This window comes from Agromyces sp. NPDC058064 (assembly GCF_042885275.1).
Classification (GTDB): Bacteria; Actinomycetota; Actinomycetes; order Actinomycetales; family Microbacteriaceae; genus Agromyces.
The window spans coordinates 112,530-132,089 of the sequence record NZ_JBHVSE010000005.1 but is presented as its reverse complement, the minus strand read 5'-3'; the positions used below and the strand labels follow the sequence as shown (position 1 = coordinate 132,089).

Below are 19,560 nucleotides of genomic sequence, written 5' to 3'. Positions count from 1 at the left end.
GGCTGCGAGGAGGGGGCGAGCCGGTGAACGGGAGATGACCGGCGAGGCAACGCTCGGCATCCGCGGGACCCGGGCCGCCGGAGTGCACAATGGGGGCACGGCGCCGTCGCCGCCACCCGCAGCACGAGGAGCAGCCATGGCCAGGTCCCGCACGAAGGTCCGCTCGGAGCTCAAGAACACGGCCTACGAGATCTTCATCGGCGTGCTCTCGATCCTCTCGATCCTGAACCTCGTCTTCGTATACGTGTTCCAGTCCGACGGCGCGCTCCAGCTCATCCTGTCGGTGATGAACGCGCTGTTCAGCCTCATCTTCCTCGGCGACTTCATCTACCGGATGGCGACGGCGCCGTCGGCCGGGCGCTACTTCTTCCGCGGCTTCGGCTGGGCCGACCTGCTCGCGAGCCTGCCGTTCCCGCAGCTCAAGGTCCTGCGCGTCTTCCGGCTGCTCAGGGTGGTGCGGCTCATGCGCGACCTCGGACCGCGCACGATCTGGAACACGCTCGTGCACGATCGCGCCAACAGCACCCTGATGACGCTGCTCCTGCTCGGCGTGTTCGTGCTGCAGTTCGGCAGCCTCGCCATCCTCGCGGTCGAGGGGCACGCGGAAGGCGCGAACATCACCTCGGCCTCCGATGCGCTCTGGTACACGATCGTCACGATCTCGACCGTCGGCTACGGCGACCAGTTCCCGGTCACGAACTCGGGCCGGCTGCTCGGCGCGCTCATCATCATCGTCGGCGTCGGCATCTTCGGCACCTTCACCGGCTACCTCGCGAACCTCTTCCTCGGGCCGCAACGCGACGCCGAGCCGTCGAGCGAGGCGGCCGGGACCGGGCCCGAGACGACGAGCGCGAGTGCGACGAACGACGCGACGGCGGCCGGGGTCGCCGCCGGTGCGGTGTCGGGGGCCGTCACCGCGGGGGCGGGTGCCGGCGCCGACCCGGCGACGACGAGGTCGGTCGCCGAGGTCGACGCCCGACTCCGGGTGCTGCTGGCGCGCTCCGAGGAGACGTCGGCGGAGCTGCGCCGGCTGATCGCCGACGCAGCTCGGGGCGACTAGCCCTGGAGCGCCGCCACGACGCCGTCGAGGGGCACCGGGGTGCGCTCGCCCGTCGCGCGGTCCCAGACCTCGACGACGCCCTCGGCGACGCCACGGCCGGCGATGATGATCTTCGGCACGCCGATGAGCTCGGCGTCGCCGAACTTCACGCCGGGCGAGACCTTCGGGCGGTCGTCGTAGAGCACGTCGAAGCGGGCGGCCTCGAGGTCGGCGACGATCTTCTCGGCGGCGTCGAACACCGCCTCGTCCTTGCCGGTCGCGACCACGTGCACGTCGAACGGGGCGACGGCCGGCGGCCAGATGAGGCCCTTGTCGTCGTTGTGCAGCTCGGCGATGATCGCGAGGATGCGGGTGATGCCGATGCCGTACGAGCCCATCGTGACGGTCGCGAGCTTGCCGTTCTCGTCGAGCACCTTGAGCCCGAGCGCCTCCGCGTACTTGCGGCCGAGCTGGAAGACGTGCCCGATCTCCATGCCGCGCGCGAGCTCGACCGGGCCCGAGCCGTCGGGCGCGGGATCGCCGGCGCGCACGTCGGCGATGTCGATCACGCCGTCGGCGACGAAGTCGCGGCCCGCGACGAGCGAGAGCACGTGCTTCTCGTGCAGGTTGGCGCCGGTCACCCACTCGGTGCCGTCGACGACGCGCGGGTCGACGAGGAAGCGGATGCCGCTGGCCGACTCCTCGCCGAGCACGGGGCCGGTGGGCGACCACGGGCCGATGTAGCCCTTGACGAGTACGGGGTGCTTCGCGAAGTCGGACTCGGTCGCGGCCTCGACCTCGGCGGGCGCGAAGGCCACCTCTGCTCGCTTCATCTCGACGTCGCGGTCGCCGGGCATGCCCACGACGACGAGCTCGCGCGTGCCGTCGAGGTGGGTGAGCGCGAGGACGACGTTCTTCAGGGTGTCGGCGGCGTGCCAGGCGCGGTCGGTGCGCGCCTCGTGCTCGTTGACGTGGTCGACGAGGCTCAGGATGGTCGGCGTGTTCGGCGAGTCGAACACGACGGGCTCGGGCTGGCCCTCGATCGGCAGCGACTCGGGGACGAGGGTCTGGAACGCCTCGACGTTGGCGGCGTAGCCGCCCGCCGAACGCACGAAGGTGTCCTCGCCGACGGGCGTCGGGTGCAGGAACTCCTCGCTCTTCGAGCCGCCCATCGCGCCGGCGTCGGCCTTGACGATGACGTACTCGAGGCCGAGGCGCGTGAAGATGCGCTCGTAGGCGTCGCGCTGGGCCTGGTAGGAGGCGTCGAGCCCGGCGTCGTCGATGTCGAACGAGTAGGCGTCCTTCATCGTGAACTCGCGGCCGCGCAGGAGGCCCGCGCGGGGCCGCGCCTCGTCGCGGTACTTGTCCTGGATCTGGTAGATCGAGAGCGGCAGGTCCTTGTAGGAGCTGTAGAGGTCCTTCACGAGCAGCGTGAAGACCTCCTCGTGCGTCGGCGCGAGCAGGTAGTCGGAGCCCTTGCGGTCCTGGAGGCGGAAGAGCGCCTCGCCGTACTCGGTCCACCGGTTCGTGACCTCGTAGGGCTCGCGCGGCAGCAGCGCCGGGAAGTGCACCTCGTGCGCGCCCGCGTTCTCCATCTCCTCGCGCACGATGCGCTCGATCTTCGCCTTCACGCGGAGGCCGAGCGGCAGCCACGCGAACACGCCCGGGGCCTGGCGGCGGATGTACCCGGCGCGCACGAGCAGCTTGTGGCTCGTGACCTCGGCGTCGGCGGGGTCTTCGCGGAGCGTACGGAGGAAGTAGTTCGAGAGGCGTGTGGACACCCGACGATTCTACTGAGCACGATGGGCGACTCCTGCCCTATCGTGCTGGCATGGATCAGGGCCGCCCGTTCTCCGCCGTCGTGACGACGACCGAATGGCACGACGCCGCCACCGCGTGGGCCGCGTCGGCGCTCGCCGCGAGCGACGCGCGGCTCACGGCCGTCGCCCAGCCGCGCGTGCGCCCGTGGTCGACGCAGCTCGTGATCGACGCCGCGCAGGGCGGGCTCCCCGCACGCTTCTGGTTCAAGGCGAACTGCCGCGCGCAGGCCTTCGAGCCCCGGCTCCAGGCCTTCCTCGCGGGCGCGCTGCCCGACGCGGTCGCCGCCCCCGTCGCCGCCGACGCCGAGCGCGGGTGGATGCTCACCGCCGACCACGGCGCGACGCTCCGCGAGGCGCGGGGCGACTCGGGCGCGACCGCCGGGGACTGGCTCGAGGTGGTCGCGGAGTGGGCGCGGGTGCAGGGCGCACTCGTCGACCGCGCGGCGGAGGTCGTGGCCCTCGGGGTTCCCGACTGCTCCCCCGGCACGGTGCCGGCTCGCTTCGAGCTGATGCTCGAGCGGGTGCTGGGGCTCCCCGCGGGGCATCCCTCCTCGCCCGACGACGAGACGGCGTCCGCGCTCCGCGACGCCCGCCCGCGCGTCGCCGAGGCGGCCGCGACGCTCGCCGCGAGCGGTCTGCCCTCGACGCTCCAGCACGGCGACCTGCACCCGGGCAACGTCTTCGCGACCTCGGCGGGCGAGCGCGGGCGGTTGCGGGTGTTCGACTTCGGCGACGCCCAGTGGGCGCACCCGGTCGAGGCGATCCTCATCCCGGCGGCGGTGATGGAGGTCGGCGGGCTCGACCCGGCCCCGGTCGAGGCGGCGTTCCGCCGGGCGTGGGCCGAGCCCGACGCGCTCGACGACGACCTCTGGGCCGAGCTCGTCGCCGCCGCCGAGGTCACCCAGGCCGTGAACCGCTCGCTCACCTGGTGGGACTGCCTCGCCGAGGCGAGCGACGCGGAGGCCGACGAGTGGGGCGAATCGGTGCTGCGGCACCTCTCGCGCGTGCTCGGCCGCCGCGACGGCTGACGAGGCGGCGGGGCATCCGGCTCGTGCGCGCCTCGTAGGCTTGGCCCATGCCAGCCCGCCGCCCGCATCTCACGGACTCCGTCGCGCAGAGCGAGCTGGCCGAGTCGCTCGCCGCGCTCCGCGCCTCGCTCGAACTGCCCGAGGAGTTCGCCCCCGAGGTGCTCGCCGAGGCCGAGGCGGCGTCGCCGGCCGCACCCGCAGCCGACCTCCGCGACCTCCCCTTCGCGACGATCGACCCCTCCGGCTCGACCGACCTCGACCAGGCGATGCACCTCGCCCGGCGCGGCGACGGCTACGTCGTGCACTACGCGATCGCCGACGTGCCGGCGTTCGTCGCGCCGGGCGGCGCCGTCGACCGCGCGGCCCGCGAGCGCGGGCAGACGCTCTACGCCGCCGACGGCCGGATCCCGCTGCATCCGCCGGTCATCGGCGACGACCGCGCCTCCCTGCTGCCGGACGCCGACCGTGCGGCCTTCGTCTGGCGCTTCGAGCTCGCCGGCGACGGCACGATCGCGAGCACCCGCCTCGAACGCGCTCTGATCAGGTCGCGGGCGCGCCTCGACTACCGCGAGGCGCAGGCGCTCATCGACGCCGGCGACGCCGACGCGCCCGTCGCGCTCCTCGGCGAGATCGGCCGCGCCCGGGTCGAGCAGGAACGGATCCGCGGCGGCGCGAGCCTCAACACGCCCGACGAGGAGATCGTGCGCAGCGACGGGGGCTACGACCTGCTGCGGCGCACCCCCCTGCCCGTCGAGGACTGGAACGCCCAGCTCTCGCTCATGACGGGCATGTCGGCGGCCTCGATGATGCTCGACGCCCGGGTCGGGGTGCTGCGCACGATGCCCGCGCCCGACGACGAGCGGCTCGCCGCGTTCCGCCGGCAGACCGAGGCGCTCGGATGCCCCTGGCCCGGCGACCTCTCGTACGGCGAGTACCTGCGCGGCCTCGACCGCGCCGACCCGCTCGCCCTCGCCGTGCTGCAGATCGCGAGCGGCCTCTTCCGCGGCGCCGGCTACGTCGCCTTCGACGGCACCGTGCCCGCCGAGACCCTGCAGGCGGCCCTCGCGGCGCCGTACGCGCACGTCACCGCGCCCATCCGCCGGCTCGTCGACCGCTGGGGGCTCGTCGTCTGCGCGGCGGTGGCCGCCGGGCGCGAGGTGCCGGCGTGGGTGCGCGACTCGCTCCCCGGGCTGCCGCCGATCATGGCCGCCTCGGCCCAGCGCGCCGCCCAGCTCGACTCGGGGTCGATCGCGCGGGTGGAGGCGGCCCTCCTCCACGACCGCGTCGGCGAGCGGTTCACGGCGACGGTGCTCGAGCTGCGGGGCGAGCGCGCGGTGTTCCAGCTCGAGACGCCCGCGGTGACGGCGAGCTGCCCCGCACCCGACGGCGCCCGGGCGGGCGGCACGATCGAGGTCGTGCTGGAGGCCGCCGACATCGCCGACGGCTCGGTGCGCTTCACCGCGGCCTGAGGCCCGCCCGCCGATCGGCCGGCGACCGGCTCAGACGCCCTCGACGTCCTCCTCGTCTTCGAGGGCAAAGCGCTCGAGGTCGCCCTCGGTCGCCGCCGCCGCCTCGTCGTCCTCGGCGTCCTCGGCGTCCTCGACGTCGCCCTCGGCGTCACGATCGTCGTCGACGCCCTCGTGGAGCGTGCCCATTCCGTCGGGGTAGCCCGCCGTGTCGGGATACTCGAACTCGCCGCCGCCGCTGTTCATCGCGGTCTCCTCTCGCCGGCGGATGCCGTCGAGGCATCCGTGCGCGCACACCCTACTCGCGCAGGGCGGCCGCGGCTACGGGGTGACGACGGTCGGCGTGCCGACCGGGGCGTCCGAGCCCATCTCGTCGGCGATGCGGTTCGCCTCGGCGATGAGCGTCGCGACGATCTCGGCCTCGGGCACGGTCTTGATGACCTCGCCCTTCACGAAGATCTGGCCCTTGCCGTTGCCCGAGGCGACGCCGAGGTCGGCCTCGCGCGCCTCGCCGGGGCCGTTGACGACGCAGCCCATGACGGCGACGCGGAGCGGCACGCTCATGCCCTCGAGCCCCTCGGTGACGTCGTTCGCGAGCTTGTACACGTCGACCTGGGCGCGGCCGCACGAGGGGCACGAGACGATCTCGAGCTTGCGTTCGCGGAGGTTCAGCGACTGCAGGATCTGCAGGCCGACCTTCACCTCTTCGACGGGCGGGGCGCTCAGCGAGACGCGGATGGTGTCGCCGATGCCCTCGCCGAGCAGGATGCCGAACGCGGTCGCCGACTTGATCGTGCCCTGGAAGGCGGGGCCGGCCTCGGTGACGCCGAGGTGCAGCGGCCAGTCGCCCCGCTCGGCGAGCATGCGGTACGCCTTCACCATGACGATGGGATCGTTGTGCTTCACCGAGATCTTGAAGTCGTGGAAGTCGTGCTCCTCGAAGAGCGAGGCCTCCCACACGGCCGACTCGACGAGCGCCTCGGGCGTCGCCTTGCCGTACTTCTGCAGCAGTCGCGGATCGAGGGAGCCGGCGTTGACGCCGATGCGCAGCGAGACGCCCGCCTCCTTCGCGCGGCGGGCGATCTCGCCGACCTGGTCGTCGAACTTGCGGATGTTGCCCGGGTTCACGCGCACCGCCGCGCACCCCGCGTCGATCGCGGCGTACACGTAGTTCGGCTGGAAGTGGATGTCGGCGATGACCGGGATCTGGCTCTTCTTCGCGATGATCGGCAGCGCCTCGGCGTCGTCGCGGCTCGGCACGGCCACCCGCACGATGTCGCAGCCCGAGGCCGTGAGCTCGGCGATCTGCTGCAGGGTCGCGTTGATGTTCGTGGTGGGCGTCGTCGTCATCGACTGCACGCTGACCTGGGCGTCGCCGCCGACGAGCACCTTGCCCACCTTGATCTGGCGGGACTTGCGTCGCGGGGCCAGGACTTCGGGGATTTTCGGCATTCCGAGATTCACAGCAGGCACGACTCAAGTGTAGTTGCGCTCGGCGGGCCGTCGGCTGCGAGCCGGGACGGGCTGGTCGGCGCGGGCGTCAGCGGACGAGGGCGAGCAGTGCGCGCAGGAACGCCTCGGGGTGCTCCAGGTGCGGCGAGTGGCCGCAGCCATCGAGCTCGAGCTCGGTGACGGCGCCGCCGCCTGCCGCGTAGCGGGCGAGCACTGCACGGGTCTGCGACACCATCGGCTGCGGCGGGGCGACCTCGTCGCCGGGCCAGCCGGGGATGATGCCCGCCTTGCCGAGCTGGTTGAGGTCGAAGAACGAGGCGTCGCCGACGATCGCGTCCTGCGCGCCGTGCACCCAGAGCACGGGCGGCTTCGGGTCGAGGTCGACGATCGCGGAGGTGTCGAAGTTCGTCGGCGCCATCGTGTTCAGCACGCCGCGCCCGCCGGGGGCGAAGCCCGGCCAGTTCTCGGAGGCGGTCGCGTCGCCCGGGTAGTTGTCGAGCCCGGTCGCCGTCGAGAGCATCGACTCGACCCAGATCGCCTCGAACTCGGAGGAGAAGCCGGGCGCGACGTAGCTCGAGCGGTAGACGGCGAGCGGCGAGGCTCCGGCCTCCTCGGTGCGGTCGCCGGCCTCGAGCCGCGCCACGAAGTCGGGGTTCGCGCCGCCGCCGCCCGTGCCCGCGGCATCCGCGACGAGCAGCGAGCCGTCGGCGGCCGTGCCGCCGAAGCCGTAGGGCGACACCGTCGACTGCAGCGTGAGGCTCGCGACGAGCTCGGGGCGGTCGAGCAGGAGCTGCATGACGACCCCGCCGCCCATGCTCCAGCCGACGAGGTGCACGGCGCCGATCCCGAGGGCGTCGATCACGCTCGCGACGTCGTCGGAGAAGTCGCGGACGCCACGGCTCGCGTCGACCGGCAGCTTCTCGCTCGCCCCGAACCCGCGGAGGTCGATCGCGATCGCATCGACGTCGGCGGGAAGCGCCAGCATGATCGGCTGCCAGAACAGCGAGGAGGAGACGTTGCCGTGCACGAGGACCACGGTCGCCGATGCGTCGTCGGACCGCCGTCGCAGCACGCCGGCGCGGAGGCGGGGCGTCAGGACGGTCGCGGACTCGATGCCGGGGAGGAGGGTGTCGATCATTGCTGGGCCTTTCCGGGGTCGTCGAAGGCTCGGTGCGGGCCGGGTCGGCCCGCACCGGGCCTCGGGTGATGCGCTGGGGGCCGCGGGCTACGCGAGCCCGGCGGTGTCGAGCGGGGGTTCGGTCGCGGCGACGACCTCGTCGGCGGTGACGCCGGGTGCGAGCTCGACGAGCTTCAGCCCCTCGGGCGTGACGTCGATGACGGCGAGGTCGGTGATGATGCGGTGCACGACCCCGCGGCCGGTGAGCGGCAACGAGCACTCGTGCACGATCTTCGGCGTGCCGTCCTTGGCGACGTGCTCCATGAGCACGATGACCTTGCGGGCGCCGTGCACGAGGTCCATCGCGCCGCCGGGCCCCTTCACCATCTTCCCGGGGATCATCCAGTTGGCGAGGTCGCCCGCGGCCGATACCTGCATGGCGCCGAGGATGGCCGCGTCGATCTTGCCGCCGCGGATCATGCCGAAGCTCGTCGCCGAGTCGAAGTACGCGGCGCCGGGCAGCACCGTCACGGTCTCCTTGCCGGCGTTGATGAGGTCGGGGTCGACGGCGTCCTCCGTCGGGTACGGGCCGACGCCGAGGATGCCGTTCTCGGACTGCAGCACGACGGTGACGTCGTCGGGCACGTAGTTGGGCACGAGGGTGGGCAGGCCGATGCCGAGGTTCACGTAGGAGCCGTCGGCGAGCTCGCGGGCGGCACGGGCCGCCATCTCGAGTCTGGTGAGCGCCATGTCAGTTCCCCTCTCGCACGGTGCGGCGTTCGATGCGCTTCTCGATGTCGGGGCCGACGACGACGACGCGATCGACGTAGACGCCCGGCAGGTGCACGGCGTCGGGGTCGAGCTCGCCCGGTTCGACGAGCTCCTCGACCTGGGCGACGCAGATGCGGCCGGCCATGGCCGCGAGCGGCGAGAAGTTGCGGGCCGACTTGTCGAACACGAGGTTGCCGTGGCGGTCGCCCTTCAGGGCGTGCACGAGGGCGAAGTCGGTGGTGATCGCCTCCTCGAGCACGAACTCGCGCGGCGAGCCCGCGAACTCGAAGGTCTGCACCGGCTTCTCGGGGCTCGCGACGGCGATCGTGCCGTCGGCGTGATAGCGGCGGGGCAGCCCGCCCTCGGCGACCTGCGTGCCGACGCCCGTCTGGGTGAAGAACGCGGCGATGCCCGATCCGCCGGCGCGGAGCTTCTCGGCGAGCGTGCCCTGCGGGGTGAGCTCGAGCTCGAGCTCGCCAGAGAGGTACTGGCGCTCGAACTCCTTGTTCTCGCCGACGTACGAGGAGGTCATCTTGGCGATGCGCTGCTTCGCGAGCAGCACGCCGAGCCCCCAGTCGTCGACGCCGCAGTTGTTCGAGACGACGGAGAGCCCGTCGACTCCGGCATCGAGCAGCGCCTGGATGAGCACCATCGGGATGCCGCAGAGCCCGAACCCGCCGACGGCGAGACTTGCTCCTGAGGGGATGTCGGCGACCGCTTCTTGGGCGGACCCGACGACTTTGTCGAGTGTCACGTTGCACCTTCCTGTGTGTCGGCGGCCTCCATGCGGGCGCGGATCACAGGGATCACGCTACCCGTGCCGCCCTCGGTCATGAGGATCGTGTAGTGGTTGACGTCGGCGACCTCGTGGGTGACGAGCGCTGGCACCCGCGCGGCCCACTCGGCGACGAGCGCCTCGGGGTAGAGCGGGTCCGCGTCGAGGAGCCCCCGCGGAGCGCGGAACACGTCGACCGGCCCGGGCAGCGCCTCGAGGGCGGCGGTGTAGCCGCCGCGGCCGTCGAGCTCGACGGCGTTCACGGCGACGGCCTCGGCGTTCGCCGAGCTGCGGAGCTCGGGTTCGCGCCCGTCGAGGTCGTAGTCGACGTACGCCTCGATCGCCTCGTTCCAGTACGGTCCGAGGGCCGGATGCCGCCGCCAGAAGTCGAGGTAGGCCGCTCGATCCGCGAAGGTCATCGAGAGCCGCTCGAGCGCCGGCCCGAGCAGCAGCTTCGGCAGCTCCGCGGCGGCGACGCCATCGGGGCTCGGCACGGGCAGCCCGCCGTCGACGAGCGCGAGCCCCGCGACCCGCTCGGGGTGGCGTTCGGCGAGGCGCACCGAGACGAAGGCGCCCATCGAGTGGCCGACGACGTACGCCCGCTCGATGCCGAGCGCGTCGAGGAAGGCCGCGAGGTCGTCGGCGTGCTGCTCGAGGCCGTAGGGCGCGGGCAGCACGCTGCTGCGGCCCCGCCCGCGGAGGTCGGGTGCGACGATGCGGCGCTCGGGCACGGCCTCGGCGAAGAGGTCCCAGTTGCGGTGGCTCGCGGTGATGCCGTGCACCGCGAGCACGGGCAGCCCCGGAGCATCCTCGTGCCACTGGCCGCCGGCGAGCAGCCCGCCGGCGACCGGCGCGGCGACCGCGGTGACGCCGGTGACGTTCATCGTGCGCTCCATCCGCCGTCCATCGTGTAGCTCGCGCCCGTCACCATGCCGGCGTCGGGCCCGGCGAGCCAGAGCGCGAGGCTCGCGACCTCGGCGGGCTCGACGAGCCGCTTGATCGCCGACTCGGTGAGCATGATCTTCGGCAGCACCTCGGACTCGGGGATGCCGTGCACGCGCGCCTGATCGGCGACCTGCTTCTCGACGAGCGGCGTGCGCACGTAGCCGGGGTTGATGCAGTTCGAGGTGACGCCGTGCGGGCCGCCTTCGAGCGCGGTCACCTTCGAGAGGCCCTCGAGGCCGTGCTTGGCGGCGACGTACGCCGACTTGAACGGCGAGGCGCGCAGTCCGTGCACGCTCGAGACGTTGATGACGCGGCCGAAGCCGCGCTCGTACATGCCGGGCAGCACGGCCCGGATGAGGAGGAACGGCGACTCGAGCATGAGCCGCATGATGAGGGCGAAGCGCTCGGGCTCGAAGTCCTCGATGGGCCGCACGTGCTGGATGCCGGCGTTGTTCACGAGGATGTCGGCGTCGAGCGAGCGCCCGGCGAGCGCGGCGGTGTCGCCGAGGTCGACCGCCCAGGCCTCGCCGCCGAGCTCGCTCGCGACCCGCTCGGCCGCCTCCGCGTTGAGGTCGGCGATCACGACGTGCGCGCCCGCGGCGGCGAACGCGCGTGCGCAGGCCTCGCCGATGCCGCTCGCTCCCCCGGTGACGACGGCGCGTCGCCCTGAAAGGTCGGTCACGATTCCTCCTTGTCGTCCGCGGCGGGCCGCGGGTCCGTTGCGAGCGCGGGGCGCCCGAGCGCACCGGCCCGGTCTGACGCGGATCGCTCATCCGGTGCGAGCGCGGGGCGCCCGAGCGCACCGGCGATGAAGCGCATCATCTCGTCGAGCACGTGCGCCGGCACCTCGCGGGTGCCGCTCGCCGTCGGGTCGGCCGGGTCGCCGGGCGCGGCGTCGCCGTCGCCCCAGAGCACCCAGCGCATGCCGATCATCTCGCCGACGCCCATGAGCGCCCACGCGGCGACGGTCGGGTCGATGTCGCCGATCTCGCCCTCCTCCGCGGCGTCGCGGAGCCCGTCGATGTAGCCCTCGACGATGCGCGAGTAGTGCAGCCGGAGGGCGTCGGGCGAGACGAGCTCGGCCTCGCGCACGACGCGGTAGAGCGCCGGGTGCTCGGCGGTGAAGCGGAAGAACGCCGCGAACCCCGCGCGCTCGGCCTCGATGCGGCTCGCCGCACCGCGGGAGCCCTCGCTCATCGCCTGCCGCACCCGGTGGTTCAGGTCTTCGACGAGCTCGTTGAACACGTCGAGCTTGGTGTCGAAGTAGAGGTAGAACGTGCCCTGGCCGACGCCCGCGCGCTCGGTGATGCGCGAGACGGATGCCTCGTGGTAACCGTGCGCGGCGAACACGTGCTCGGCGGCCTCGAGGAGGCGCCGACGGGTCTTCTCGCCGCGGGCGGTGCGGGGTGCCGCGCTCATCGCGCCTCCTCCGGTTCGGGATGGGTCGATCGGGCCGGCTCGGCCGATCGATCGGCGAGCGCACGACGCAGCACCTTGCCCGCCGCGGATCGCGGCAGCTCGTCGATGAAGCGCACCTCGCGCGGCGCCTTGAAGTGGGCGAGCGACTCGCGCGCGAACGAGATCAGCTCCGAGGCATCCGTGAGGCGGCCGCGGGCGGTGACCACCCAGGCGACGCCGGCCTCGCCCCAGCGATCGTCGGGCACCCCGACGACCGCGACGTCGGCGACGGCCGGGTGCGCCATGAGCGCCGCCTCGACCTCGGCGGGCGCGACGCCTTCGCCGCCCGTGATGTACAGGTCCTTCAAGCGGTCGACGATCGTGAAGTACCCGTCGGCGTCGCGCCGGACGAGGTCGCCCGTGTGCAGCCAGCCGTCGCGGAGCGCCGCGGCGCTCGCGGCCTCGTCGCGGAAGTAGCCGGCGAAGACGCCCGGCCCCTGCACGAGCAGCTCGCCCTCGGCAGCTCCCTCGAGGTGCTCCCCCGTGACCGGGTCGGCGACGGCGACGTCGACGTGCGGGTAGGGCTTGCCCGCCGACCCGGCGCGCCGGAGCGCGTCGTCGTCGGGCAGGCACAGCACGTTCGGGGAGGCCTCGGTGAGCCCGTAGCCCTGAGTGAGCGCGATGCCGCGGGCGTGCCAGGTGCGCAGGAGGGCCGGCGGCATCGGCGCCCCGCCGACGATGGCGTGCTCGAGGCTCGAGAGGTCGGTGTCGCCGAAGGCGGGGTGCTGGGCGAGGAAGAGGTAGTTCGCGGGCACGCCCATCATGGTCGTGATGCGCCGCTCCTGGATGAGGTGGAGCACGCGGCCCGGGTCGAAGGTGCGCTCGAGCACGACCGTCGCACCCGTCCACCAGGCGAGCAGCGGCTGGATGTTCCAGCCGCCGACGTGGTACTGCGGCATGACCGCGAGCACAGTGTCGGCCGCCCGCAGCTCGGCGATGCGCGAGAACGAGAGGTTCGTCCAGAAGCAGTTCGCGTGCGTGAGCACGGCCCCCTTCGGGGTCGCGGTGGTGCCCGAGGTGAAGATGATGAGCAGCGCGTCGTCGTCGCGCACTTCCGTGCGCCCGGATGCCACGGGCCCGCCGTCGCGGCCGGGCGCGGGCACCTCGGCCTCGACGCCGTGGGCACCGAGCGCGGTGCTCGGGATGCGGCGCGCGAGCCGCGCGAGCGTCGCCCGGCCGAGCGAGTCGAACTCGTTCTCGACGAGGAGGAGCGCGGGCTCGGCGATCTCGAGCTGGGCCGCGAGCTCGCGCGGGGCGAGGCGCCACGACAGCGGCACGAGCACGAGCCCCGCCTTCGCGCAGGCGAAGAAGAGCACCACCTGGTCGGCGCTGTTGCCGGTGATCGTCGCCACCCGGTCGCCGACCGCGTAGCCCGCCGCCCGGAACGCCGCGGCCAGCCGCTCGGCCCGCTCGTCGAGCTCGCGGTACCGCACGACCACGCCGCGATCGTCGATCGCGATGCGCTCGGGCGTCGCGCGGGCCCGGTCGCGGGTCCACCGCCCGAGCGTGTGCCGTCCGTCAGGCATCGACGACCTCTTCCGACTCGGCCGGGTGGCTCGCGCGCCCCGAGCGGATGCGCTGCGGGATGCCCGCGATCCCCCCGGGCAGGAACAGCACCACGAGGATGAAGAGCGTTCCCAGGATGAACAACGGCTCGCTCAGCGGCACCCGGAGCACGGCAGGCAGCCCCGCGATGAACTCGGAGCCCGCGAGCGCCGTGAGCCGCTGGTCGAGCAGTGTGTAGACGATACCGCCGACGATCGCGCCCCAGCGATACCCCACTCCGCCGAGCACGACGATGACGAGGAGGGTCAGGGTGAAGTCGGCCGTCGCGACGCGCGGGGCCGCGCCCGACTGCAGCAGCAGGTAGCCCATGCCGGCGACGGCGGCGAGCACCGAGGCGACGACGAAGATGAGCAGCTTCACGTCGTACGGCCGGAGGCCGAGCACGCGCACCCGCAGCTCGTTCTCGCGCGTCGCCGCGGCGACGTGGCCCGCTCGGCTCTGCTCGACCCAGAGCACGACGAGGTAGACGAAGACGAGCACCCCGAGCGCGACCCAGTAGAGGTTGCGGGTGTTGAGCACGCCGACGAGCGCGTCGGGCACGTGCTCGATGTCGAGGGCGAGGCCCTCGTCGCCGCCGGTGGCGCCGCCCGGGTTGCGGCGGATGAGCACCGACCCGGCCTGGGCGAAGGCGAGGGTCACCATCGCGAAGGAGATGCCGGTCACCCGCAGTGCCAGGGCGCCGACCGTCGCGGCGAGCACGAAGCCCGCGACGAGGGTGACCACGATCGAGCCGAGGAAGATCAGCTCGCTCGGCCAGTCGGCGGGGCCGAAGGCGTCGAGCGTCATGCCGAGCCCGTAGGCGCCCGCCGCGAAGAACAGCGCGTGCCCGAACGAGAGGAGGCCGGCGAGGCCGAACATCATGCGGTAGCTGAGCGCGAGGGCCGCGATGAGCATCGCGTAGGCGATGAGCTGCAGGGTGCCGGGGGTGTAGGTCGGGCCGGGCAGCACGCCCGGGATCTCGATGGCGAGAAGCGGCAGCACGGCGAGCAGCACCACGAGGAGCACGCCGCCTGCGGCGAGCCAGAGGGTCTTGTTCCGGGTCATGCGATCTTCCCCATGAGTCCTCGCGGGCGGATGAGCAGCACCGCGGCGAGCGCGACGACGACGACGAGGTCGCCGGTGCCGCCGAGGTAGTAGTTGGCGAACTGCTGGAGCACGGCCACGAGCACCGAGGCGACGGCCGCGCCCGTGAGCGAGCCGAGGCCGCCGATGACCGTCACGATGAACGCGAAGATGAGCAGCACGGAGCCCAGGTGGGCGGAGACGTAGCCGTAGTAGACCGAGGCGAGCATGCCGCCGAGGCCGGCCGCGGCGCCGCCGATCGCGAACACGAGGGTGAACGAGCGCCGCACGTCGATGCCGAGCGCGGTGACCATCTGCCGGTTCTCGACCCCGGCGCGGATGATGAGGCCGTAGCGGGTGCGCTTGAGGAAGAGCACGATGCCGCCGAGCACGATGACGGCGCAGGCGATGAGCAGGAACCGGTCGTTCGGGATCTTGGCCCCGAGGATCTCGGTCGTCTGCGTGAGCCAGTCGGGCCGGGCGGTGTAGATCGGGTCGGTGCCCCAGATGCCCTCGAAGAGGGCGACCGTCGCGAGCGAGAGCCCGACCGTGACGAGCGCCTGCTCGATGTGGCGCTCGTAGAGCCGCCGGATGAGCAGGTACTCGGTGAGGGCGGCGACGATCGCGCCGACCGCGATGCCGACGAACGCCGAGACGGCGAGCCCCCACCAGGTGCCGTCGGAGACCCGGCGGCCGACCTCCCAGCCGAGGAAGGCCGAGATCGTGAGGAAGGAGCCGTGGGCGAAGTTCAGCACGCCCATGAGCCCGTAGATGAGCGACAGCCCGCTCGCGACGAGGAAGTAGAGCGCGCCGAGCCCGAGTCCGGTGACGAGCAGCAGGACGATCGTCGACATCAGGCGGCCTCGCTCGCGTCGTGCACGCCGAGGTGGCGGTGGACGAGCTCGTCGTCGTCGAGGAACTCGGCGGCGCCGCCGGTGAAGACGACGCGACCGCCCGAGAGCACCACGACGCGCTCGGCGAGCCGGCGCACGACGCGCAGGTTCTGCTCGACGAGGAGGATCGGCACGGTCCGCGCCGCCTCGGCGAGCGCGACGGCGACCTCGTCGACGATGCGCGGGGCGAGCCCCTTCGTCGGCTCGTCGACGAGCAGCAGCCGGTTCTCGTTCACGAGCGCCCTGGCGAGCGAGACCATCTGCTGCTGACCGCCGGAGAGGGTGCCTGCGCGCTGCGCGCGCCGCGCGGTCAGGTCGGGGAAGAGCCGTTCGACGAGCTCGCGCCGGGGCGAGGCGTCGCGCTCGGCGAGGCGGAGGTTCTCGGCCACGGTCAGCTGGCCGAAGACCTCGCGGTCCTCGGGCACGTAGCCGACGCCGCGCGCCACGATGCGGTGCGTGGGCAGCGTCTCGATCCGCTCGCCGGCGAGGCGCACCTCCCCCGTGCGTTCGATGAGCCCGAGGATCGACTTGATCGTCGAGGTCTTGCCGACCCCGTTGCGCCCGAGGAGGGCGGTGACCCCCGTGGCGGGCACCTCGAAGGCCACGTCCTCGATCACCTGCTGGCCGGCGATGCGCCCCGAGAGGCGGTCGACGACGAGGATGGGCTCGCGGCCAGTGGTCGCGCTCACATCGCCTCCCCGAGGTAGGCGGACTGCACGGTGGGGTTCGCCATCACGGCCTCCGGGGTGTCGACGGCGAGGAGCTCGCCGTGGTGCATGACCGCGACGCGGTCGACGAGGCCGAGGACGACCTCCATGTGGTGCTCGACCATGAGCACGGTGCGTCCGCCGCGGTGGAGCCCGCGGATGACCTCGGTGAGCGCCGGCACGTCGCCCGAGGCGACGCCCGCCATGGGCTCGTCGAGGAGGATCACCTTCGGGTCGGTCGCGATGAGCATGGCGATCTCGACCTTGCGCTTCTCGCCGTGCGCGAGACCGGATGCCTCGGCGCCGGCCCGGTGCTCGAGGCCGACCTCGGCCAGGCACTCGAGGGCGCGCTCGCTCGCCGCGTCGCTCGCCCGCGGGATGCGGACGAGGCTCGTCGCCCCGCCCGCGTGCGCCTGCGCCGCGAGCCGCACGTTCTCGAGCACGCTGAGCGCCGGGAACAGGCTCGAGGTCTGGAAGGTGCGCCCGAGTCCGGCCGCGGCGCGCCGGTGGATCGGCTCGCGGGTGACGTCGGCGCCGTCGAGGAGGACGCGCCCGGCGGTCGGCCGGACGACGCCCGAGACGACGTTGAAGAGGGTCGTCTTGCCGGCGCCGTTCGGGCCGATGACGCCGAGCATCTGCCCGGCGGGCACGTCGAGCGAGACGCCCTCGAGGATGCGGGCGCCGCCGATGCGGAGGCCGATCTGCTCGAGGCTGAGCATCGCGTGGTCGGTCATGGCTGCCTTCGGTCGGGGGTCGGGCGAGGGGGTTCGGGCCGGCGCCCGCCGGATGGAGCGGCCGCCGGCCCCGATGGTCATTCGCCGGCGACCGGCGGTGCGACCTCGTCCGCGTCGATCGTGTCGACGAGCTCGGGAACCCAGGCGCCGCCGTCCTGGACGAGCTTCGCCTGGTACATCGGCTGGATCATGGCGTGGTCCTCGGCGCGGACGGTGATCTCGCCCTTCACCGAGTCGAACGTCCACCCCTCGAGGGCGTCGATCATGCCGTCGACGGTGTCGCCGCCCTCGCGCACGGCCTGCACGATCATCTGCGCCGCGACGAAGCCGTCGGGCGAGAACAGGTCGGGCGCGGCGCCCGCGGCCTCGAGGTGCTCGATCATCGCGGCCTCGACGTCGGTGCCGGCCGCTCCGCCGAAGTAGTGGTTGAGGAACGAGATGTCGGCGGATGCCTCGCCGTACGCGCCGTACGTGGCGACGTCGCCGAGGCCGGTGACGACCGGGACGGCGTCGAAGACGCCCTGCTGCGAGAGCGCGGTCCACATCGCGCCCGAGGAGGCGCCCGCCCAGGCCACGAACACGAGGTCGGGCGACGCGCTGATGAGCTGCTGCGCGAACGGCGTGAACTCGGTGGCGTCCTCGGCGACGAGCACGCCCTCGACGGCCGCCCCCTTGCTGCCGAGCACGGCCTGCACCCCGGCGAGGTTGCCCTGGCCGAAGGCGTTGTCCTGGGCGAAGACGACGACCTTCTTGCCCGCGGGGTCGCCGATGAAGGTGCCGGCGGTCGCGACGTCCTGGTAGGTCTGGCGACCGGAGCGGAAGGTGTACTCGTTCACGCCGGTGATGGCGTCGGCGGCGGCGGGGCCGGAGATGTAGAGGATCTGGTTCTGCGCGGCCTGCTCGGCGAGCGCGGTGGCGATGCCCGACGCTGCGGTCCCCGCGAGGATCTGGTAGCCCTGCCCGATGAAGTCCTTCGCCTTGGCGACGGCCGTGTCGGGGTTGCCCTGGTCATCGGCCCACTCGATCTCGAGCTCGCGGCCGTCGACGGCGCCGGTGCCGTCGGTCGCGTAGTCGAGGCCGGCCTCGAAGCCGGCGGTGTAGGCCTCGCCGTAGGCGGCGAGCGGGCCGGTCTGCGAGGTCAGCATGGCGATCTTGACCGGGGCGCCGGCGTCGCTCGCGGCGGGGTCGGCGCCCGCGGTCGGCGCGCAGCCGACGAGAGCGAGGGAAGCGGCGGCGATGACGGCCGTCGCGAGGTACTTCTTCGTAGCCCGCATGGGTTCTGCCTCTCAACAGTGAATGGCTGGGAATGTGATGCTTCTCGGGAAACCTGACAGCTGGTTCAGGTCTCAGGAAAGTACAATAGGCTGCGAAGCGCAACGCTCGCAACCCGTACGAAGGAGTCCAGGAGACATGAGCATCCCCGACGTCGTCATCATCGCGGGGGCCCGCACCCCGTTCGCCCGCATCAACGGCAACCTCGCCGGGCAGAGCGCGGTCGAACTCGGCACGGTCGCCATCCGCGGCGCCCTCGCGAAGGCCGGCGTCTCCCCCGACGACGTCGACGCCGTGATCATGGGCCAGGTCCTCCAGGCGGGCGCGGGCCAGAACCCCGCGAAGCAGTCCGCCGTCGCCGCCGGCATCCCGTGGCGGGTGCCCGCGACCACCCTCAACAAGGTCTGCCTGTCGGGCCTCGTCGCCATCACCGACGCCGCACGGCTCATCCGCCTCGGCGAGGCCGACGTCGTCGTCGCCGGCGGCCAGGAGTCGATGACGAACGCGCCGCACCTGCTGCCGGGCTCGCGGGCCGGGCACGTCTACGGCAGCGTCGAGCTCCTCGACCACGCCGCCCACGACGGCCTCACCGACGCCTTCGACCGCGAGTCGATGGGCGCCTCGACCGAGCGCTTCAACGGCCGCTACGGCATCGGTCGCACCGAACAGGACGAGATCGCCGCCGCCTCCCACGTGCGTGCCGGTGCGGCGCAGGCCGACGGCGTCTTCGCCGACGAGATCGTGCCCGTCGAGATCCCGCAGCGCAAGGGCGATCCCGTCGTCGTCACCGACGACCAGGGGGTGCGCCCCGACTCGACCGTCGAGGTGCTCGCGAAGCTCCGGCCCGCCTTCAGCGCCGAGGGCACGATCACCGCGGGCAACTCCTCGCCCCTCTCCGACGGCGCCGCGGCCGTCGTGGTGGCGAGCCGCGAGTGGGCCGAGTCGCGGGGCCTGCCGTGGCTCGCCCTCGTCGGTGCCGCCGGCCAGGTCGCCGGGCCCGACAACTCGCTGCACTCGCAGCCCTCCAACGCCATCGCGGCGGCCCTCGAGAAGGGCGGCCTCGAGGCATCCGCCCTCGACGTCGTCGAGATCAACGAGGCCTTCGCCGCCGTCTCGCTGCAGTCGGCGCGCGACCTCGAGCTCGACCTCGAGCGCGTCAACGCGCACGGCGGCGCCATCGCGCTCGGCCACCCCATCGGCGCCTCCGGCGCGCGCCTCGCCCTGCACGCGGCCCTCGAGCTCGCGCGCCGCGGCGGCGGCAACGCGGCGGTCGCCCTCTGCGGCGGCGGCGGCCAGGGCGAGGCGCTGCTGCTCAGCCGCTGAGTCCGGCCGGGGATGCCGCGGCGCCGCGCCGAGGCATCCCCGTCGCATCGCCGTCTCAGGAATTCGCGCGCCCCTCAGGACCATTCGGCGAGATCGTCCTGACGGGCGCGCGAATTCCTGAAACGATATGCG

The 19,560-nt window shown here is 72.9% G+C and carries 19 protein-coding genes; 4 read left to right on the top strand and 15 right to left on the bottom strand.

Going from position 1 to position 19,560, the window contains the following annotated elements; genetic code table 11:
- Nucleotides 1-136: 136 nt before the first annotated feature.
- The gene (locus ACFVSL_RS16140; RefSeq protein WP_386941994.1) at nucleotides 137-1,060 is read left to right on the top strand and encodes an ion transporter; all 924 of its coding nucleotides are present in this window, start codon (nucleotides 137-139) and stop codon (nucleotides 1,058-1,060) included.
- Here ACFVSL_RS16140 and ACFVSL_RS16135 read toward each other — a convergent pair.
- Nucleotides 1,057-2,820: a proline--tRNA ligase gene (locus tag ACFVSL_RS16135; RefSeq protein WP_386941993.1), complete on the bottom strand. Its 1,764-nt coding sequence runs from the start codon at nucleotides 2,818-2,820 to the stop codon at nucleotides 1,057-1,059. The two genes, ACFVSL_RS16140 and ACFVSL_RS16135, sit on opposite strands and share 4 nt — an antisense overlap.
- 50 nt (nucleotides 2,821-2,870) lie before the next feature.
- Between ACFVSL_RS16135 and ACFVSL_RS16130 the strand changes: the two genes are divergently transcribed.
- Together ACFVSL_RS16130 and ACFVSL_RS16125 are read left to right on the top strand one after the other, a co-directional pair.
- Nucleotides 2,871-3,887 carry a phosphotransferase gene (locus ACFVSL_RS16130; protein ID WP_386941992.1) on the top strand — a complete coding sequence of 339 codons (1,017 nt, stop codon included), beginning with the start codon at nucleotides 2,871-2,873 and terminating at the stop codon, nucleotides 3,885-3,887.
- A gap of 47 nt (nucleotides 3,888-3,934) precedes the next feature.
- Nucleotides 3,935-5,356, top strand: coding sequence for an RNB domain-containing ribonuclease (locus tag ACFVSL_RS16125; RefSeq protein WP_386941991.1), 1,422 nt, complete (start codon nucleotides 3,935-3,937; stop codon nucleotides 5,354-5,356).
- 30 nt (nucleotides 5,357-5,386) lie between these two features.
- On the opposite strand, the gene ACFVSL_RS16120 is transcribed toward ACFVSL_RS16125, so the two are convergent.
- The 14 genes from ACFVSL_RS16120 to ACFVSL_RS16055 all read right to left on the bottom strand — a co-directional run bounded on the left by ACFVSL_RS16120 (nucleotide 5,387) and on the right by ACFVSL_RS16055 (nucleotide 18,107).
- Entirely contained in the window at nucleotides 5,387-5,599 is a 213-nt protein-coding gene (locus tag ACFVSL_RS16120; protein WP_386941990.1) for a hypothetical protein, read from the bottom strand.
- A 75-nt stretch (nucleotides 5,600-5,674) separates the two neighbouring features.
- Complete coding sequence (ispG, locus tag ACFVSL_RS16115; protein ID WP_386941989.1) at nucleotides 5,675-6,805, bottom strand: flavodoxin-dependent (E)-4-hydroxy-3-methylbut-2-enyl-diphosphate synthase; 1,131 nt, start codon at nucleotides 6,803-6,805, stop codon at nucleotides 5,675-5,677.
- 88 nt (nucleotides 6,806-6,893) lie between these two features.
- Entirely contained in the window at nucleotides 6,894-7,943 is a 1,050-nt protein-coding gene (locus tag ACFVSL_RS16110) for an alpha/beta fold hydrolase (RefSeq protein WP_386941988.1), read from the bottom strand.
- Nucleotides 7,944-8,030: 87 nt separating this feature from the next.
- Nucleotides 8,031-8,672 carry a CoA transferase subunit B gene (locus tag ACFVSL_RS16105; RefSeq protein ID WP_386941987.1) on the bottom strand — a complete coding sequence of 214 codons (642 nt, stop codon included), beginning with the start codon at nucleotides 8,670-8,672 and terminating at the stop codon, nucleotides 8,031-8,033.
- A 1-nt stretch (nucleotide 8,673) separates the two neighbouring features.
- Nucleotides 8,674-9,447 carry a CoA transferase subunit A gene (locus ACFVSL_RS16100; protein ID WP_386941986.1) on the bottom strand — a complete coding sequence of 258 codons (774 nt, stop codon included), beginning with the start codon at nucleotides 9,445-9,447 and terminating at the stop codon, nucleotides 8,674-8,676.
- Nucleotides 9,444-10,352, bottom strand: a complete 909-nt coding sequence (locus ACFVSL_RS16095; RefSeq protein WP_386941985.1) for an alpha/beta fold hydrolase — start codon at nucleotides 10,350-10,352, stop codon at nucleotides 9,444-9,446. The genes ACFVSL_RS16100 and ACFVSL_RS16095 overlap by 4 nt, the downstream gene beginning before the upstream one ends.
- Complete coding sequence (locus ACFVSL_RS16090; RefSeq protein ID WP_386941984.1) at nucleotides 10,349-11,095, bottom strand: 3-hydroxybutyrate dehydrogenase; 747 nt, start codon at nucleotides 11,093-11,095, stop codon at nucleotides 10,349-10,351. Before ACFVSL_RS16090 ends, ACFVSL_RS16095 begins: the two co-directional genes overlap by 4 nt.
- Nucleotides 11,092-11,832, bottom strand: a complete 741-nt coding sequence (locus ACFVSL_RS16085; RefSeq protein WP_386941983.1) for a TetR/AcrR family transcriptional regulator — start codon at nucleotides 11,830-11,832, stop codon at nucleotides 11,092-11,094. Before ACFVSL_RS16085 ends, ACFVSL_RS16090 begins: the two co-directional genes overlap by 4 nt.
- A complete protein-coding gene (locus ACFVSL_RS16080) occupies nucleotides 11,829-13,397 on the bottom strand; it encodes a class I adenylate-forming enzyme family protein (RefSeq protein ID WP_386941982.1) in 1,569 nt (522 codons plus the stop codon). The genes ACFVSL_RS16085 and ACFVSL_RS16080 overlap by 4 nt, the downstream gene beginning before the upstream one ends.
- Entirely contained in the window at nucleotides 13,390-14,481 is a 1,092-nt protein-coding gene (locus ACFVSL_RS16075; RefSeq protein ID WP_386941981.1) for a branched-chain amino acid ABC transporter permease, read from the bottom strand. The genes ACFVSL_RS16080 and ACFVSL_RS16075 overlap by 8 nt, the downstream gene beginning before the upstream one ends.
- Nucleotides 14,478-15,353: a branched-chain amino acid ABC transporter permease gene (locus tag ACFVSL_RS16070; RefSeq protein ID WP_386941980.1), complete on the bottom strand. Its 876-nt coding sequence runs from the start codon at nucleotides 15,351-15,353 to the stop codon at nucleotides 14,478-14,480. Before ACFVSL_RS16070 ends, ACFVSL_RS16075 begins: the two co-directional genes overlap by 4 nt.
- Nucleotides 15,353-16,081: an ABC transporter ATP-binding protein gene (locus tag ACFVSL_RS16065; RefSeq protein ID WP_386941979.1), complete on the bottom strand. Its 729-nt coding sequence runs from the start codon at nucleotides 16,079-16,081 to the stop codon at nucleotides 15,353-15,355. Before ACFVSL_RS16065 ends, ACFVSL_RS16070 begins: the two co-directional genes overlap by 1 nt.
- Complete coding sequence (locus tag ACFVSL_RS16060; protein ID WP_386941978.1) at nucleotides 16,078-16,833, bottom strand: ABC transporter ATP-binding protein; 756 nt, start codon at nucleotides 16,831-16,833, stop codon at nucleotides 16,078-16,080. The genes ACFVSL_RS16065 and ACFVSL_RS16060 overlap by 4 nt, the downstream gene beginning before the upstream one ends.
- A 77-nt stretch (nucleotides 16,834-16,910) precedes the next feature.
- Nucleotides 16,911-18,107, bottom strand: coding sequence for a substrate-binding domain-containing protein (locus ACFVSL_RS16055; protein WP_386941977.1), 1,197 nt, complete (start codon nucleotides 18,105-18,107; stop codon nucleotides 16,911-16,913).
- Nucleotides 18,108-18,243: 136 nt separating this feature from the next.
- Between ACFVSL_RS16055 and ACFVSL_RS16050 the strand changes: the two genes are divergently transcribed.
- Nucleotides 18,244-19,428 (top strand): acetyl-CoA C-acetyltransferase, encoded by a 1,185-nt coding sequence (locus ACFVSL_RS16050; protein WP_386941976.1) that lies wholly within the window; start codon nucleotides 18,244-18,246, stop codon nucleotides 19,426-19,428.
- The last annotated feature ends 132 nt before the right edge of the window (nucleotides 19,429-19,560 follow it).